This window comes from Flammeovirga sp. EKP202 (assembly GCF_014534745.1).
In the GTDB taxonomy this organism is placed as follows: Bacteria; Bacteroidota; Bacteroidia; order Cytophagales; family Flammeovirgaceae; genus Flammeovirga.
The window spans coordinates 19281-36828 of sequence record NZ_JACVVP010000003.1 but is presented as its reverse complement, the minus strand read 5'-3'; the positions used below and the strand labels follow the sequence as shown (position 1 = coordinate 36828).

9 protein-coding genes are annotated in these 17548 nt (G+C 34.6%); 5 read left to right on the top strand and 4 right to left on the bottom strand.

Annotated features, from left to right (window positions below; translation table 11 throughout):
- The first annotated feature begins 108 nt into the window (after positions 1-108).
- The 5 genes from IC221_RS02400 (at position 109) to IC221_RS02380 (ending at position 9556) form a co-directional block, all read left to right on the top strand.
- The gene (locus IC221_RS02400; protein WP_188167428.1) at positions 109-2097 is read left to right on the top strand and encodes a tetratricopeptide repeat protein; all 1989 of its coding nucleotides are present in this window, start codon (positions 109-111) and stop codon (positions 2095-2097) included.
- Positions 2098-2144: 47 nt separating this feature from the next.
- Positions 2145-3644, top strand: coding sequence for a glycerol kinase GlpK (glpK, locus tag IC221_RS02395; RefSeq protein WP_188167427.1), 1500 nt, complete (start codon positions 2145-2147; stop codon positions 3642-3644).
- 114 nt (positions 3645-3758) lie between these two features.
- Positions 3759-4949: an efflux RND transporter periplasmic adaptor subunit gene (locus IC221_RS02390; protein ID WP_188167426.1), complete on the top strand. Its 1191-nt coding sequence runs from the start codon at positions 3759-3761 to the stop codon at positions 4947-4949.
- Complete coding sequence (locus tag IC221_RS02385; protein WP_188167425.1) at positions 4949-8116, top strand: efflux RND transporter permease subunit; 3168 nt, start codon at positions 4949-4951, stop codon at positions 8114-8116. Before IC221_RS02390 ends, IC221_RS02385 begins: the two co-directional genes overlap by 1 nt.
- Positions 8117-8119: 3 nt before the next feature.
- Positions 8120-9556 carry an efflux transporter outer membrane subunit gene (locus IC221_RS02380; RefSeq protein WP_367397756.1) on the top strand — a complete coding sequence of 479 codons (1437 nt, stop codon included), beginning with the start codon at positions 8120-8122 and terminating at the stop codon, positions 9554-9556.
- A gap of 80 nt (positions 9557-9636) precedes the next feature.
- Here the strand turns inward: IC221_RS02380 and IC221_RS02375 are convergent, their stop codons facing one another.
- From IC221_RS02375 to porU, 4 genes are all read right to left on the bottom strand, one after another.
- A complete protein-coding gene (locus IC221_RS02375) occupies positions 9637-10740 on the bottom strand; it encodes a sulfotransferase (protein ID WP_188167423.1) in 1104 nt (367 codons plus the stop codon).
- A gap of 576 nt (positions 10741-11316) precedes the next feature.
- The gene (locus tag IC221_RS02370; RefSeq protein ID WP_188167422.1) at positions 11317-12597 is read right to left on the bottom strand and encodes a pitrilysin family protein; all 1281 of its coding nucleotides are present in this window, start codon (positions 12595-12597) and stop codon (positions 11317-11319) included.
- 94 nt (positions 12598-12691) lie between these two features.
- Positions 12692-13927, bottom strand: coding sequence for a type IX secretion system outer membrane channel protein PorV (porV, locus tag IC221_RS02365; protein WP_188167421.1), 1236 nt, complete (start codon positions 13925-13927; stop codon positions 12692-12694).
- 150 nt (positions 13928-14077) lie between these two features.
- Positions 14078-17479, bottom strand: coding sequence for a type IX secretion system sortase PorU (porU, locus tag IC221_RS02360; protein WP_188167420.1), 3402 nt, complete (start codon positions 17477-17479; stop codon positions 14078-14080).
- Positions 17480-17548: the final 69 nt, after the last annotated feature.

Here is a 17548-nt window from a genome sequence, read left to right as displayed (position 1 = left end):
TCAATTACTGTTTACCAAAAAAAATTAGAGCTACTTTACAAACAAAGGGCATATGACAGCTGTGTCCAAAATTCGCAGCTGTTAATAAAAAGATACCAAAAGCAGCTGATGTACAAACCATTGGCTATGGCTTATAATGTGCAAGCAAAAGCACTAAGAAGAACTCAGAACTATAAAGACGGGGTAACTGCCTCTATGTCTAGCATGTATTGGGCTAAAAAGACAAATCAGGTCGAATTATTATCCATATTATTATTGGAAGTTGCTAGAAATAAGAAGGGCTTAAAAAAGTATGGCGAGGCTATAGAAACTTATCAAAAAGCTATTGATTACAGTAAAAAGTATGGCGATTTCACCAGTGAATCCATTGCTCTTAACAACATAGGAGCTATCTATAAAATTCAAGGAAAATATACTCAAGCAATTCAACACTATATCAAGGATGCTGAATTGAATTCCAAACTGAACAGACCAAAAGATTTAGCCATTGCCTACAACAATATTGGGCAAATACACTTATTGACTAGAGAACTAGAGCTGGCAAAAAGCTTCTTCACTCGTTCTAAAGATTTAAGATTAGAACTCAATGACGAATACGGCTTAGCACTTGTCTCTAATAATTTGGGTGCTGTCTACCATGAGTTTGAAGAGTATGATAAGGCTTTGGATCAATTTTATGTTGCCCTTGCGACCTTCGAAAAGTTTAATTCAAGATACAGAGTTGGAGAAGTATATCTCAATATTGCCGATATTCTATTACTCAAAGATAAGTACACTGACGCCATTGCGTTTAGTAAAAAAGGCGGTGAGATCTTTCAAGAAATAAAATCTGATGGAGGGTTAAATAGAGCTTACAGAATTCAAGGAGAAGCTTATCTCAACATTCGAAAATATGATATCGCTTTACAAAAGCTTCTAAAAACACTCGATAGTTATCAAGATGAAAATAATTTCACTCCCGAAAAGAGAAATATTTATAAGCTCCTTGTAGAAGTTTACGCCGCTCAAAGAAATTACAGTAAAGCTTTTGAGGCTCAAAAAATACTTCAAAAAATTGAAATCAATTTCACTGAAGATGCCAATAAAAAAGATCTCGCTGTCATACACGAGAAGTACAACAATAGAGATCAACTACTTAAAATTGATAAGCTTCAAAAAGAAAAAGAAAGAAAAGAAGAAGCGATTCACTATCAAAAAAAATTAAACTTCTCATTTGCGTTAGTTATTGTTGTTTTGTCTTCTTTCGGTATTTATGTTTTTATCAATAATAAAAAGATAAGAAAGGCACACACCAGAATCAGGAAACAAAACAAAGCAATCAAAGATATTAATGATGAATTGACGGATAGTTTACAATATGCTTCGAAAATTCAGCAATCACTGAATAGCATCCCCGAAGAGATCAATAACTTCATTAAAGATTACTTTATTTTATTACGCCCTGCCCAAAAAGTAAGTGGTGATGTTTATAATATTTCTGTTATTGATCATAAGATCATTATTTCAATGATGGATTTTGCTGGACATGGTGTTCCTGCAGCGTTATTAGCAACATTGGGGATCAAAACCTTGAATCAAATCATCCAATCCGGTATTACTGCTCCCGACAGAATATTAACGAAATTGGATGAAGTGATGAGTAAAATCTTTGATCAAAATGAAGACATGGTAGGTATTGATATGGCTGTAGTTACAATCAATATGAAAAACCACACTTTGGAATATTCCGGAGCGAGGAGACCTTTATTGTACATTGAAAACGGAGAAAGTAATTACATAAAAGGCACAAAAAGATCTGTTTGTGATTCTTTATCTCCATTCCAATACACTTTCCATAAACACACAATTCCACTTACAAACGATCTGAAGTTTTATTTATATTCAGACGGTCTCCCTGATCAATTTGGAGGTAGTAGAGGTAAAAAATTCCTAGAGAAAAACCTTCGTAATTTGCTTATTGATAATGCTGAAAAAGACTATAGCTCACAAAAAAGTTGTATTGAAGAAGAAAGATATCATTGGATGAATCCTGATATAAAGACTCAAAACAAGCCTACCGATGACACATTGGTGATGGGATTTCATATAAAAATCTAATTAATTTTCTATTTTAGATGATGTAATCGAAAAACATTGCATCATCTATGAGTAAAAGCAAACAATATATACTCTCTTTAGACCAAGGTACAACAAGCTCAAGAGCTATTCTTTTTGATAAAAAAGGTAAGATTGTTAATTCAGCACAAAAAGAGTTCAAACAATATTACCCTAAACCAGGATGGGTGGAACATGATCCTAAAGAAATTTGGTCAACACAAGCGGCTGTTGCTGCCGAGTGTATTGCCAAAGAAGGACTAAACGGTTTGAACATCGCCGGTATTGGTATTACTAATCAAAGAGAAACAACTGTTGTTTGGGATGCATCGACCAGTAAACCCATCTACAACGCTATTGTATGGCAAGATAGAAGAACTGCAAAATACTGCGATTCTCTTAAGGAAAAATATGCGAAAGTAATACATGATAAAACTGGCCTTGTCATAGATGCTTATTTCTCTGCCAGTAAGATTCACTGGATACTAGAAAATGTACCAGGTGCTCGAAAAAAAGCAGAAAAAGGTCTTCTACGATTTGGCACTATAGACACTTGGTTAATCTGGCAATTCACAAGGGGTAAAGCTTATGTAACCGACGTCACCAATGCCAGCAGAACGATGCTCTTTAATATCCATACTCTAAAATGGGATGAAAAACTGCTCAAAATTTTTAATATTCCTAAAAGTATGCTGCCAGAAGTAAAAAGTAGCAGCGAGGTTTATGCCCTAACAGCTACAACTCTTTTTGCAAGTAAAATACCTATTGCAGGTATTGCGGGAGACCAACAAGCTGCATTGTTTGGTCAAATGTGTACTAAAAAAGGAATGGTAAAAAATACCTATGGCACCGGATGTTTTATCATGATGAATACCGGAAAAGAAGCTATCTCCTCTCAACATCAACTTCTAACTACCATTGCATGGAAAATTGGCGATCAGGTCAATTATGCGTTAGAAGGAAGTGTATTTGTTGCAGGTGCCGCAATACAATGGCTTAGAGATGGATTGAGGATTATAAAAAAAGCACATCATAGTGAAAAAATAGCCAAAGAGGTCAAAAATAATGGCGGAGTAACTTTTGTTCCCGCACTTACCGGTCTTGGAGCACCCTACTGGGATCAATATGCCAGAGGTACATTAATTGGTATTACAAGAGGAACCCAAAAAGGGCATATCGTAAGAGCTACTCTGGAAGCTATTGCACTTCAATCACAAGATGTCATTGAGGCAATGCAAGCCGATACCCAAGAGCATGCAAAAGAACTTAGAGTAGACGGAGGGGCTTGTGCCAATAATTTACTTATGCAAACACAAAGTAATATTTCAAACATTAATGTAGTACGCCCAAAAATACTTGAAACAACCGCAATGGGTGCTGCCTTTTTAGCAGGACTAGCTGTGAACTATTGGGAAGATATCGATGAAATCAATAAAATATGGAAAATGGATAAATCTTTTGAAAATAAAATGAGTGATAAAAACCGTTCAATTGCTAGAAGTGATTGGAAAAAAGCTGTTCAAAGAAGTTTTAATTGGGAAACCGAATAATTCAATAACAATATATACAGATGGTTTTCATTGGTTATATTCAATTATAGAATAAATTTTAATAGATTTACTCTAATTATAATAACATACTTAACTACATAATATCTCAAAATAATGACATTACATTTTTTGAATGCAACTTGTAAAATAATAACCCTTGCATTCACTATCAATTTACTGTTTGGATGTGGTAAAGATGCTGAACAACAGCAAACACAATTACCACAAGTTGAAATTCCAATCACTGAAGTAATTATTCAAGACGTACCTTTAACTAAAGAATTTGTTGGACAAGTTTATGGTACAAAAGATATCCCTATTCGTTCCAGAGTAGAAGGATATTTAGAAGGAATTTATTTCAAAGAAGGTAGTGAGGTTAAAAAAGGACAATTACTTTATAAAGTAGACCCTAAGCAATACTCTGCTAATGTAGCCATGCGAGAAGGTCAACTAGCAGAGGCTAAAGTTACCTTAATTCGAGCATCTAATGATCTTGAGCGTATTCAACCTTTGGCAGAACAAAACGCTGTTTCAAAATCAGATCTTGATGCTGCCTTAGCTGAAAAAGGAGCATCAGAATCTATGGTTGCTGCTGCTGAAGCCAATCTAAGAATGGCTCAAATTGAATTAGGATATACAAGAATTACTTCTCCAATCAATGGTATTATTGGTAAAACAGAAGCAAAAGTTGGAGAATTTGTTGGGAAAGACCCTAACCCAGTTATCTTAAATACAGTTTCTAGAATCGATTCAATTAATGTCCGCTTCTTTATTAATGAAAATGACTACCTAAGATTGGGCAGATATGCATTAGCAGAAGAAAAAGCAGGGAGAAGAAAAAAGAGTAATAGTAAAACTCCTGAAGACAACCTTGATTTAATCTTCTCTGACAATAGTGTATATAGTCAAAAAGGACATTTTGATTTTATCGACAGAAGTGTAGACGCTAATACTGGAGCAATTCTTATTCAAGCTACCTTCCCAAATGTTGATGGTTTAATCAGACCAGGGCAGTTTGCTAAGGTTAGATCAATCATCGATGTTGTAAAAGAAGGTATCCTTGTCCCTCAAAGAGCTGTAATGGAATTCCAAGGACGTTACTCAGTGTATGTTGTAGATGAAGCTGGCAAAGTAGCACAAAGAAGTATTGAATTAGCAAGACATGCTTATAAAGATTACTTCCTTGTTAGATCAGGCCTTAAAAAGGGAGAAAAAATTGTTTTGGAAGGACTACAAAAAGTTCAAGAAGGAGCAACAATTAAATACAAAGTAGTTCAATTCGAATCACAGTACGAAGGAGTATAATGAGCAAGGAACAAATAAAATCAAACTTTTTTGTAAGGCGACCAATTGTCGCCATGGTCATTGCCATTATTATGACCATCGTTGGTGCTGTTTCAATTACAGGACTTCCAATTGAACAGTACCCTAACTTGACTCCTCCTATTGTAAGAATTAGTGCAACTTATACAGGAGCAAGTGCATTAAACGTAGAGCAATCAGTTGCTACTCCATTAGAACAAGAAATCAATGGTGTAGAAAATATGATCTATATGAAATCCATCAACTCCAATGATGGTACTCTACAAATACAGACATCATTTGATATTGGTACTGACCCTGATATGAGTACAGTATTTACACAAAACCGTGTTGCTACTGCCACTCCTAAACTACCTGAAGGTGTAAAAAGAACAGGTGTAAAAACAGAAAAATCATTGCCGAATATTTTGATGCTAATTACACTGACCTCTCCTGATGGTAGGTTTGATCAAAACTTCTTAGGTAATTACTCTTTGATCAATATTAAAGATGTATTGGCAAGAACAAAAGGGGTCGGTAGTGTATCCGTATTAGGTACTTCAGATTATTCGATGCGTATTTGGGTTAAACCCGATCGGTTAGCAAAATTGAATTTAACAATACCGGAGATTACAACTGCGGTTAATAATCAAAACGTAATCGTTCCAGGTGGTAAATTTGGTGCGGAACCAGCCCCAAAAGGAACTGAATTTACTTATACAGTTCTTCTTCCAGACCGTCTTCAATCTGAAGAAGAGTTTGGTAATATTGTAGTAAGAACCAACAAAGATGGTAGTCAAGTTCATTTAAGTGATGTTGCTCGTATTGAACTTGGTGTAGAAACTTATTCTGCATTTACACGTCTGAATGGTGCTAATTGTGCCGTAATTGCCGTTTATCAAGCTCCAGGTTCAAATGCAGTAGCATTGGCAGAAGAGATGATCACAAAGATGGATGCTTTAAAAGAAGATTTTCCTAATGGAATCGCGTACGAAGTATCCCTTGACTCTACCAAACCTATTACAGCAGGTATCAATGAAATCATTGAAACATTATTTATTGCCTTATTATTAGTAGTACTTGTTGTATATGTTTTCATCCAAGACTGGAGAGCAACCTTAGTACCTACTATGGCGATCCCTGTTTCTTTGGTAGCAGCATTTATGCTATTCCCGCTTTTAGGTTTTACCATCAACGTATTATCATTATTAGGTTTGGTACTCGCCATCGGTATTGTAGTGGATGATGCCATTGTGGTAGTTGATGCCGTGCAAGTTTATATAGAAGAAGGATACAGTCCGAAGGACGCTACTAATAAAGCAATGGGTGAGGTAACTGCGCCTGTAATTGCCACTACTTTAGTACTTGTAGCTGTATTTATTCCAGTGGCAGCTATGGCTGGTATAACCGGTCGACTTTATCAACAATTTGCCATTACGGTAGCCGTTTCAGTATGTTTTTCATCACTTAATGCCTTAACATTATCACCCGCACTTTGTGGTTTAATATTAAGGAAGAAAGAACCTGTTGGTGGACCTCTAGGTGCTTTCTTTAAGGTATTCAATAATATTTTTGATCGATCAACAAATTCTTATTTAAATGTAACAAAAATCGCTACACGTAAAATACTAATGAGTTGTCTATTTATTGGAAGTACATTATTAGCAGCTGGTTGGTTAGGAGTGAAAGTCCCTGTAGGCTTTATTCCTGAAGAAGATCAAGGATATATCTTTATTAATGCCCAATTACCTGTTGCTTCTTCCTTACAGAGAACAAATGAGTTATCTAAGAAAATAGAAAAGATTGCAGCTCAAGTTCCTGAAATCGAAATGAACACTACAGTAGCTGGTTATTCACTTCTTTCAAGTAGTATGTCTACCAACTCCGCCTTTTTCTTTGTAACTCTTAAGAATTGGGACGAGAGGGAATTGACAGCAAAACAAGTTGTACAGAAATTAAACTACTTATTTGCTACTCAAATCACCGAAGCAAAAGTATTTGCCTTTGGTCCTCCTGCAATTCCAGGTTTAGGTAATGGTTCCGGATTTAGTATTATGGTACAAGATAAAGGAGGTAACACCCCTGACTACTTGGCCAACTTTACGAATGAATTTATCAGAGCAGCAAATGCAAGACCTGAAATCGGAATGGCATTTACGACGTTTGAATCTAGTGTACCACAACGTTTCATTGATATCAACAGAGATAAAATCTTAAAACTCGGTGTGAACTTAAACGATGTCTATACAACCTTTGCTGCATTCCTGGGAGGTTCCTATATCAATGACTTCAACCGTTTTGGTCGTCTTTATCGTGCTTATGTACAAGCCGAACCAGAATACAGAAACGACGAAAAGCAATTGGATATGTTCTACGTTAAATCTTCAAACGGTTCCAATGTTCCACTTTCAACATTAGTAACCGTTGAAAAGATTAGTGGTCCCGAATTCACCAATAGATTTAACCTTCTAAGATCAGTAGAAGTAACTGGTTCTCCTGCACCAGGATATAGTTCTGGTCAAGCAATGGATGCATTAGAAGAAGTAGCAGCAGAAGTATTACCAGATAATATGACCTATGCTTGGAATGGTATGTCTTACCAGGAAAAGAAAGCATCAGGTTCAGTATTTATCATTTTTGCTTTCTCTTTACTATTCGTATTCCTAATCCTTGCAGCACAGTACGAATCATGGTCAATGCCTTTCAGTATTCTACTAGGAACTCCTTTTGCTATATTCGGAGCCTTTTTAATGATATGGGTCGCAAGATTTTTCAGTGAAAGTTATGAGAATAACATTTTTGCTCAAATTTCACTAGTAATGTTGATCGCCATGGCTGCAAAAAATGCCATTCTAATTGTAGAATTTGCAAAGTTAAAGTTTGATGAAGGGCTATCATTATTCGATGCTGCTATCAAATCTGCAGAATTACGTTTTAGACCTATCCTTATGACAGCCTTCTCTTTTATCCTGGGGGTTCTTCCTCTTGTTGTAGCAACAGGATCTGGTGCTGAAGCTCGTAAAGTAATGGGTATGGCACTACTAGGAGGCATGGGTATGGCCACAATTTTAGGGCTTTTCTTATATCCAATGTTATTCGTCCTTGTAGGTAAAATTGCGAAATACGAAGAAAAAAGAGATAAAGAAATTCAAACTAACGGAGAGGCATAAATCATGAAAAACTTAATTATATCAAATCGAAACCGTCTCCTAGCCAGTTGCATGATTTTACTCTCCTTATGGAGTTGTAAAATGGGAAAGAATTATGAGGCTCCAGACATCACTTCGCCTTCTGAATATCGTTTTGGAGTTGATAGTCTTGTATCAACAGAAAATGATACTATCGGTTGGTGGACATTGATTCAGGATCAAGTTTTAGACAGCTTGATTACTGTCGCTCTAGAAAACAATCAGGATGTAAAAGTGGCGATGCAAAGAATTGTTGAAGCCGAAAAACTTTACAGAATTCAAAAAGTAAATACAAGACCTCAATTGAGTTATGATGCCAATTATTCCTACGGAACTTACAGTGGTTTTATATTACCTGAGGGAGCGAATGGGAATTATTTCGCAGGTGCAAGTCTCAACTGGGAAATTGACCTTTGGGGAAAGAATAAAAGATTGTCTGAAGCTGCAAATGCCAATTATTTAGGTACAGTATACGGACTGAGAGCTGTTCAAATTAGTTTAATTTCAGAAGTCACAGCAGCCTATGTTCAGTTACTCGAAAATAGAGCCAGCCTAGTGGTTGCACAAGAGACACTGGCTTCAAGAGACAGTTCAATGATCATTATGGAAGCAAGATACGAACAAGGTATTATTCCAGAACTTGATCTTAATCAAGCACAGATTCAGCAAGCAATTGCCGAAAGTAGTATTCCAATTTATAAAAGAGGTATTGCATTATCTGAAAACTTACTATCGGTGCTGATTGGTACTAGTTCTAAAAGCTATGTAGCTGGTTTGGCTTTGGAGAATCAAATTAAGCCTCCAGTGATTCCTGCAGGTATTCCCTCAGACCTATTAAAGAGAAGACCAGACTTACTAAGAGCCGAGCAAGATATTGTTGCTCAAAATGCTCAAGTAGGTGCCGCTATTGCTAATCGTTTTCCTACAATTAGTATTACCGGAGTAGGAGGTATTGCTTCTCAAGCTTTAAATAATGCGGCAAATGGGCCAGCTGGAGGTTGGAATATTGGTGCTGGCTTAACAGGTCCTTTATTCCAATGGGGAAGAAATAAGAGACAAGTTGAGGTTGAAAAGGCAAGGCTTGAAGCTTCTATACAAGAATACGAACGAAGTGCTATTCTAGCTTTTAGAGAAGTAGAAGATGCATTAGCTTCTATTCAATATTATGAAGAAGAGCGTGTTGCCAGAGAAAAACATACAAGAGCTGCACGTAACGCCGAGTATCTTTCAAAACAAAGGTATGACAGAGGTGTTACTAGTTACTTGGAATATCTTGAACAACAAAGACAAGCCTTTGATGCTGAATTAAACCTTGTAAAGATTCAAAGTAATATCTTAGCGGCTTACATTCAATTGTATAAAGCTTTAGGTGGAGGTTGGATTACTCCTCAAGAACAACAGGAAGCTCAAGGAAATAATTAATTTATAATGAATAATGTGCAATAAAAAATGGAGTAGGTTTGTAGCCTACTCCATTTTTTTATTCTATCTATTTTCAATGTCTAAAGCATGTCATAATTCCATTTTTCAAAAGCATAACTCCAATTAGAATTTACTTTATCAATAGTTTCCTGCGGGAAATTATAATTATGCTTTTTATGTGACCCCAAACTATCCAAATAGTTTTGCATTGTATCTTTTACCTTACTGAAGTCACCTAAGTCCAATTGCTTGTAGATATTATCTAGATATCCAAGGTTATCTTTAGAAAATTCTTCATACTTGATTTCTACAAGATTCTCTGAAGGAATCGATAATTTATCTTGCTCATATTTATCATACATCTTAGTAAATACCTTCAAAATATTATCACTTAGTTCTTCATCTGTAATCGATTGGAACTGTTGACTAGGTAAAACCCCTTTGAAGAATCTAAAAGTTGAACCATACACTTCATACGGGTTTCTGTAGATATATATAAACTTGGCATTAGGGTATATCTTCAATAACTCATCTACTCTAGCAGTATGAGGAGGATTTTTTGACAAGAAACGCTCACCTTTAGTTTGCCAAAGAGCAAGTTTAGCAAAACGTTCATATGTTGTTCTCCAATGCTGCTTTTCATCTTCTGACAGCCCTTTTCCTAACAAGAATTTATCAAAGATTTTTATAGTATCCTTAGGGAAGTACCAAAAGTAATAGTATGACATATCATGTAAATTACCTAAAGCAAACTCCTCCTCTTGTGGAAAAGCAGGATCTAGTTTCAAACCATCAGCAGGTCTTTCTTTTGGCATCATCATTTTCATAATAGGTCTGAAAATATTCTTTCCAAACATTAACGCATTTGGAAACACACTTTGAAACGTATTCACAAAACCAAATTGAGGATCCTTACTTAATAAGTTATGTAAGTGAGTTGTTCCACTTCTCCAATGCCCTAATACAAATACAGGATCTTTATCAGTTTCAATTTTATCTACCTTCTTGTATAGCCAATTTTGATTGATGGCCTCTACAGGGTAACAAAGATTTCCAATTAATTTTGCTTTGTTGAATTTGCTCTGATACTGCGGTTCAATTTTATATTGGTTTTCTAATTTAGAGAAATTTTTGTGTGAGCTTCCTACTAGGGTAGCCATTTCTAAATTGTCGAATGATGCCATATTTTTGGGAAAATTAAGTTAAAAACACATTTAAAGAATACGCTGTTACTGAAAATAAGAATGATTTAGTTAATATTTATTGGGAATTTAAACATACATCACAAGATGTAAGATTTAAGTAATAAATTAACTTTTTTGAATATTTGAATAAAAAGGTAAAAGAAGATTTAAAAATTATTTTTAGGCTCTAAAACAATAGTATTTATAATAATTTTAACAAATAGTATTATTAATTTAATAAATATCAAGAATTTTGTTAACAAACATTGTGCTTTTAAATTGTTTTTAATACTATTGCATCAACGAAATGACTCAGTAAGAAATAAAACAATTATTAGTTTTTTCGTTCCACTTTAATAGATTATAAAGCAAACATTACTACATTTTTTAAAACTAAGTGCAAAAACAAACTTTCAACTTTTTTCTATAAACTAAATTTGCACCCAATTTTTTTGATATACTAGCTCAATTAAAGAACTATACTTTTATCTTTTACTTATAAAAGAAATCATACAAGCTTCACTTTCAACAATGGGAATGTAGTAAGCCAAGGAAGGCTTACTACACTACCTATTTCTATCCTACGCAAACTTCCAACATATCTTGTTTGAAGTATTTTTTAGCGACTCTTTTCAATGTCTGCGACTCTATCTGCTGAATTCTGCTCACATAATCATCATAATAATTAAAAGGCAATCCTTTTTTATACAATGATTTTGTCACTTCCAAAAGGGATAAATTGGAATTTATAGACATTACAAAATTCCCTGTCATATAATTCTTTACAGTATCCAATTCCTCTTCTGAAATATCTTCTTCGGTTAAAATCTGCATTTCTTTATAGATCTCTTGAAGAGCTAAATCCTTTGACTCTTTTTTAAGATCCGTCGCTATCAAAAAGTAACCTTGATTCGTTTCATTTCTAAAAGAGGAATGAATTCCATAGGTTAAACCTTTTTCCTCACGCACATTTTTCATTAATCTTGAGCCAAAATATCCTCCTAAAACCTCATTCAGAATAGTGAATGCTTCTAAATCAGGATTGGGCAATGTAAAAGTTGGACAACCAATTCTGATACTTGTCTGTACAGCATCTTCTTTTTCCTGATATATATTCAGTTGAGGAGAACTAATTTTACTTACAAAATCTGGGTAGGTAAAGATAGCGTCTTCTCTAACAGTGATAGAGCCAAGGTTTTTATTAATTTCCTGAATTTCAGTATCTGTTACATCTCCTGTAATAAAGAGTTGAAAGGGATTTCCTAATATATTGTCAACATAATATCGATTGACCTCTTCTAACTGAAAATTCTTTAAAGCCTCAGAAGATAGAGATTTACCATAAGGATGTTGATCCCCGTAAAAATTTTCCCTAAATAATTTAGTTGACAAATAAGATGTTTTTTCCTCATTAAGTTGCTGTTGTTGAAGCATCACTTGAAGGATATGAGCAAAGTCTTTTGCTGCAAAAGTTGACACTGTTAAATACTTTTTCACGAGCTGTATTACCTCTGAAAAGTATCTCTTTAAGCAATGTCCACTAATCGTAAAAGAGTCTATATCACTCGAAGTACTTAGTATAGCACCATTTGATTCTAACTTTTGATGCAATGCCTTACTATCCATCCCTTCGACGCCTTCCCCAATCATTTTCGCAGTAAGAGCAGCTGCACCTTTTTCTTTTTCAAGTAATTTTCCGCCTTTAATATAAAGTGAAAAATGTATGATAGGTTGTGCACTATTAGGGATACTAAATACCTTACATGAATTATCTAACGTATATTCAGCAGGTTTTGGTAATGAAAAATCTTTAATTGAATAGGATTTTGGAGGTATTGACCTATCTAATACGTTCATAACTTATCTTTAATGAAATAAAAAAGTGAGATAATTTTCTTGAAATTACCTCACTTTAAGTTAACAGACTATATTATGAATTCATAATTATCTATTAAATATCATCTGCATCTAAAGTATTTGTACTACTTCCGCTGCTCTTTTTGCTTTTAGATTTCTGGTTACCCGTTTTAGATTCTCCAAAGTTAAACGCTAGAGTAAATCTTAATGTATCTTCTAGTGGGTTATTACGTTTGAATGACAATAGATAAGAGAAATCTAAGCTCACCACTTGATATCTAATACCCAAGCCCATTTGCATGTATTGTCTATCACCTTTATCAGGGTGCTCATAAAAATAACCTACTCTGGCAGCAAATAAATCATTATACCAATATTCGGCACCTACACTCCACATAAATTCCTTCATTTTTTCAGAAAAACCACCTGGAGCTTTTGTTAGACCAGACCACATTCCTTCTAATACACCTACTGATTTATAATCATAAGTAGAATCAGGTGTCGGAACTAATAATTTATTCACATCAATACCAAATGTAATCTTGTTGTAAGGGTCCAATTCTGTTGTTAATGTTGCACCTAAACGTAAATTAGTCGGTAAGAAATCTTCTTGTGACTCATTCGAATAGTTCATTTTTGTACCGATATTCGAAAGATTCCAACCCCAGGCAAATGTAGCATCATATGATCCCAACTGTACATCAGGGTTTACCCAGTAACCCGAAATGTCTGCTGCAAAAGCGTGTCCTGGTCTACTATCTTGAGCTCCTGTTGAAATTGAACCTGCTAGGTTTGAATAAATGTACCTTCCTGAAACAGCCATACTGTATCTGTTAGAAAGCTTCATTGCAAAATGCCCGTCAAATGAATATTCTCTAGGATTAAAAGTTCTTGTAACACTTCCTAACCCATCTGTAAAATCAATACTACCAAGGTCAAAGTATCTCATACTCAAACCTACCGTTTGTCGATCATTGAGCCTTAAGAAACCTGCAAGGTAACTTAAAGACATATCGCCTACAATCTTCTGTAACCAAGGATTGTAAGATAAAGATGCACCATAGTCATTTTCAATAAATGCATATTTTGAAGGGTTCCAATGTGCTGAATTCACATCTGATGAGGTTGCCACACCCATATCACCCATTGCTGCACCTCTAGCTTCAGGTGCAATTGTTAAAAATGGTACAGCAGTAATAATAGGGTTACTACTACTTCCTTGTCCTACGATTGTAGATGGTGAACCATTATTACCTTGTCCATAAATAGAACCAAAACTACCACAAATAATCAGTAAGATGAATAGGGGTTTTAATTTATTGTTGTTCATAATTATCCAATGTACTTATCAAAAAGTCTTAATAAAAAATTCCCTTAGTCACGCTAAGGTGTGTGAAAGTGTAAAAGTTAGACTATAGGCATTCAATTTTAACAACCCTTAAAGATACTAAAGATTTATTAAAAAATATGAAATCAAGGTTTATTTCAACATAATCCTAGCAGTTTGGTAGGTTTTTATTCCTAATGCAGGACAATTAATAATTAATTGCACAACATACACTCCACTTATTAGATTATAGTTTGATTTTAATCCTTGATAGGTTAATAAAATATCTGATTCGGCATTGTCAATGCTGAAATCATTGGATGCAACTGTATTGCCATTCATTGATATGATGTTTGACTGAATCTCTAAATCCTGCCCTAATAGATTATGTGTAAATCGGATATTGACATCATTCTCCGCAGGGTTTGGAAATAATATAAAATTAGAAAGGTTGATTTGTGAAACAGGGCTTACATAAAATGAAATCGTTTGTTCACTCCTGTTATTCGCAACATCCCAAGCTTCAATCGTTAGCGTATTTTCACCTTCTGGTAGATTTTTCAAAGGAAAAACTAAAGAATATGTTGGTTTATCTCCTTTTACAGGCACTAAAAACTCATTGAGAATCCAGCTTGTATCTTCTTGATTCAAAATCATTTTCACATCATGACCGACTCCAATCCCTGAGATATTCACTCCATAATCATCCGAGATTTGTGTTGTGATATAGGTATCAGGATAAACTACATTAGAGTTATTTTCTGAATAGATAGACATTTCTATTTCAGGAGGAGTTGTATCATTAACAGGCGTATTAGATGTTCCACCAAGCATTACTGACAAATCACTCCCTAATGCTTCTTCATTTACAGTACTGACTGCATGTATATTAAATTTTGCCATATCAAAAGCGTATCGGATATCTTTTGGTATCACAAATTCAATTTCAAATTCACCATTTTCTACATCAGTAACGCCTCTAAATAACTGATATTTTCGTTCAAAGTAATTAAAAACAGTCTCTGGACCATTATTTCCTCTAGTCTCTGATTCTGTGGACTTTTCAAATAAAGTCACAAAGACATCTCCATTAAATGATTGATCAATTGAACCATCTGTAATAATTTCTCCTTGCAGTTTTACCTTATCTAAAGCTCCCAGCGGTTCAAGATCTGCGAGGTCTTTATCATTGATTGATACAATCGAAGCTTTTCTTTCTGGAATATTAAGCTTCGATGAAGGGTCTCCTAATAATGCAAAATTCCTATTGTTTACCCCTTCTAAACTATTATTTTTTGTTTCTCTAAATATATCGCCTAGCGTTCGATAACTCCCTTTTTCATCCCTTTCAAAAACTGACTCATAAAAAGCTCTGTTGATTGTAAAGTTACTTGAAGCATACACTGGCCTAGTCGTTGTCATTAGAGCAGTACTCCCTCCAGTTTCTTTAAAAAGTAACCTTTCAGCACCTGATTTAAATGTAGGATTGTCGTATCGACCAAACTCACAAGTAGCTGTAAAAAACAATGGCAACTGTTGTTCATTTGTTAAATTCGATACCATCTCTGGAGTAAAAATTGACTCTTCTGCCCAATGGGATATCGAACCATGACCACTATAGTTTACGATCAAAACACCGGCATCATCAATCCAAGAAGATAGCTTTTCATTGGTTTCAGGAGATCTTGCACCTGAAGGTGTTGATAATTTAGGTTGATTATCGATGAACAAACGTTCTGAAACAAAATCTGGACAGCTTTCCTCAACATAAACAGCTAACCTGTTGGCATCTATTTGATGTTGATTTCTATCACCATCGTCAGCAACAAATAAGATATTTTTTTTCCATCCAGTAGAGTTCACCTTCAAAGTATCATAATGAATGATCTTATTGACAAGAAATTCAGCATCATCAGTATTTCGGGCTGGTAATCTACCGACCCCAATTTCCATATCGTAATTATCTACTCTACCATCAATATCCTCACCCCAAAAACCTTCATCTTCATCCATAAATCCAAAGTAATCGTCTGAAGAGAACGTTTTCGTTCTCATTAAAACATCTCTTGATTCATAGATAGGTACTTGACTTTTACCTTCGCTTTTAATCCCTTTATAATCATAAGAACATTGCCCAAAAAGTAAGATGTATTTAAGTTTATTGTTTTTAAGGTAAAGATGTCGAGCAAAGTCTCTTACTGCTGACACATCTTGTCTACCAGATGAAAATTCATTGTAAATCGAGTTGATATCAACAACCTCCACGTCCATGCCACTATAGGATGATCTATGTGTTGCTAGCTTATTAGCATAACTTGAATAAGTTGAATGAGTCACCAACAATAAATCAGGTACGGAACTATTTCTTAAATCCTGATTTGGAATTGAACCAACAGCAGATGGTCTTAGAATATCGTTGTTATCAAATAATACAAAGGCGAAATAATCATCACTCTTTGCTAATGAGTATTGATTAGATTGTTTTGTGATAGCTTTTACATCTGAAGGGTTCGTAATATCCCAAGCATAATCAAAGTTTAATGATGTGAATAATTCTGCACCATCGCTACTTTCATTAAAAATTCCATAATAAATAAGATTTTCTTTATCCTTCGAAATTGGGCTTTTCGCATTAAAGGTCAAATAATCGATATAACCTTCCGAATCACTTTGAGGTTTACTAAAACTTACATCAACTGTTATAGAATTAGAAGATAAGTTGATACTTCTCTCAGTGAAAACCTGATTTTCCAGAAAACCTTGTCTCCTATATCGGTCACTATTAAAATATCTAGTACCCTCTACTGCAATAGTTCCAGCTTCACTTCCACCTACTCTAAATGTAAAAGTACTTTCCTCTCTTGACTTTGCCATCACTCCAGCTTTTAATTTCAGAGCATTTGATGAAGGATTAACTTGAAGATTCACGGATGTTGAAGTAGTACTTGTAAGGTTTTCACCAAACCAATATCGACCGGAAGGATCACTTAAAGCAGTTGATTCCTCTAATTCATGATGATATACTTGTATCAAAGAATTTAATATATCAGGGTTTTGGATTGATGCATTTTCAATATCAATATTCTTTGTCCTAGATGGTCCTATTCTTAAAAAATAGTAGTTAGAAACATCATATAAGTTTAATTCATAATCGATAAATTCTTCAGCAGCATTATAATAAACCTTGTCTGGTCCTTCTCCATAAAATAATAAAAGGTCATTCTCCTGAAAAGAATTAGAATTACTACCAACAAACAAAAGAGGTACCTCAGTCAATGAAGCTGGTCTTTCCTCTGCGTTTTCCTGAGGCAGCATTCCATTTCCAAAACCAAAAACGGCAATATTATTCGTATTCAAACCTGAAGTTGATACGCCTAATTCATCAAGTAAGGTTTTATCAATTTTGTAGACACCATTTTTCTCTACTTTTAACTTAAAAATTTGCCCTGAACTTAATGGACCATTTTGAGCAAATAAAGTAGTAGAAACTCCATTAGTTAAAGTGATGATTAGAAATGAAGTATATATATATCTAATAAAAGAGGAAAAAGTCATTAGTTATAAAGTATATTGATTGATCAGAATAGGTGGTTGTGATCAGATAGAATAATGATATAACATTTT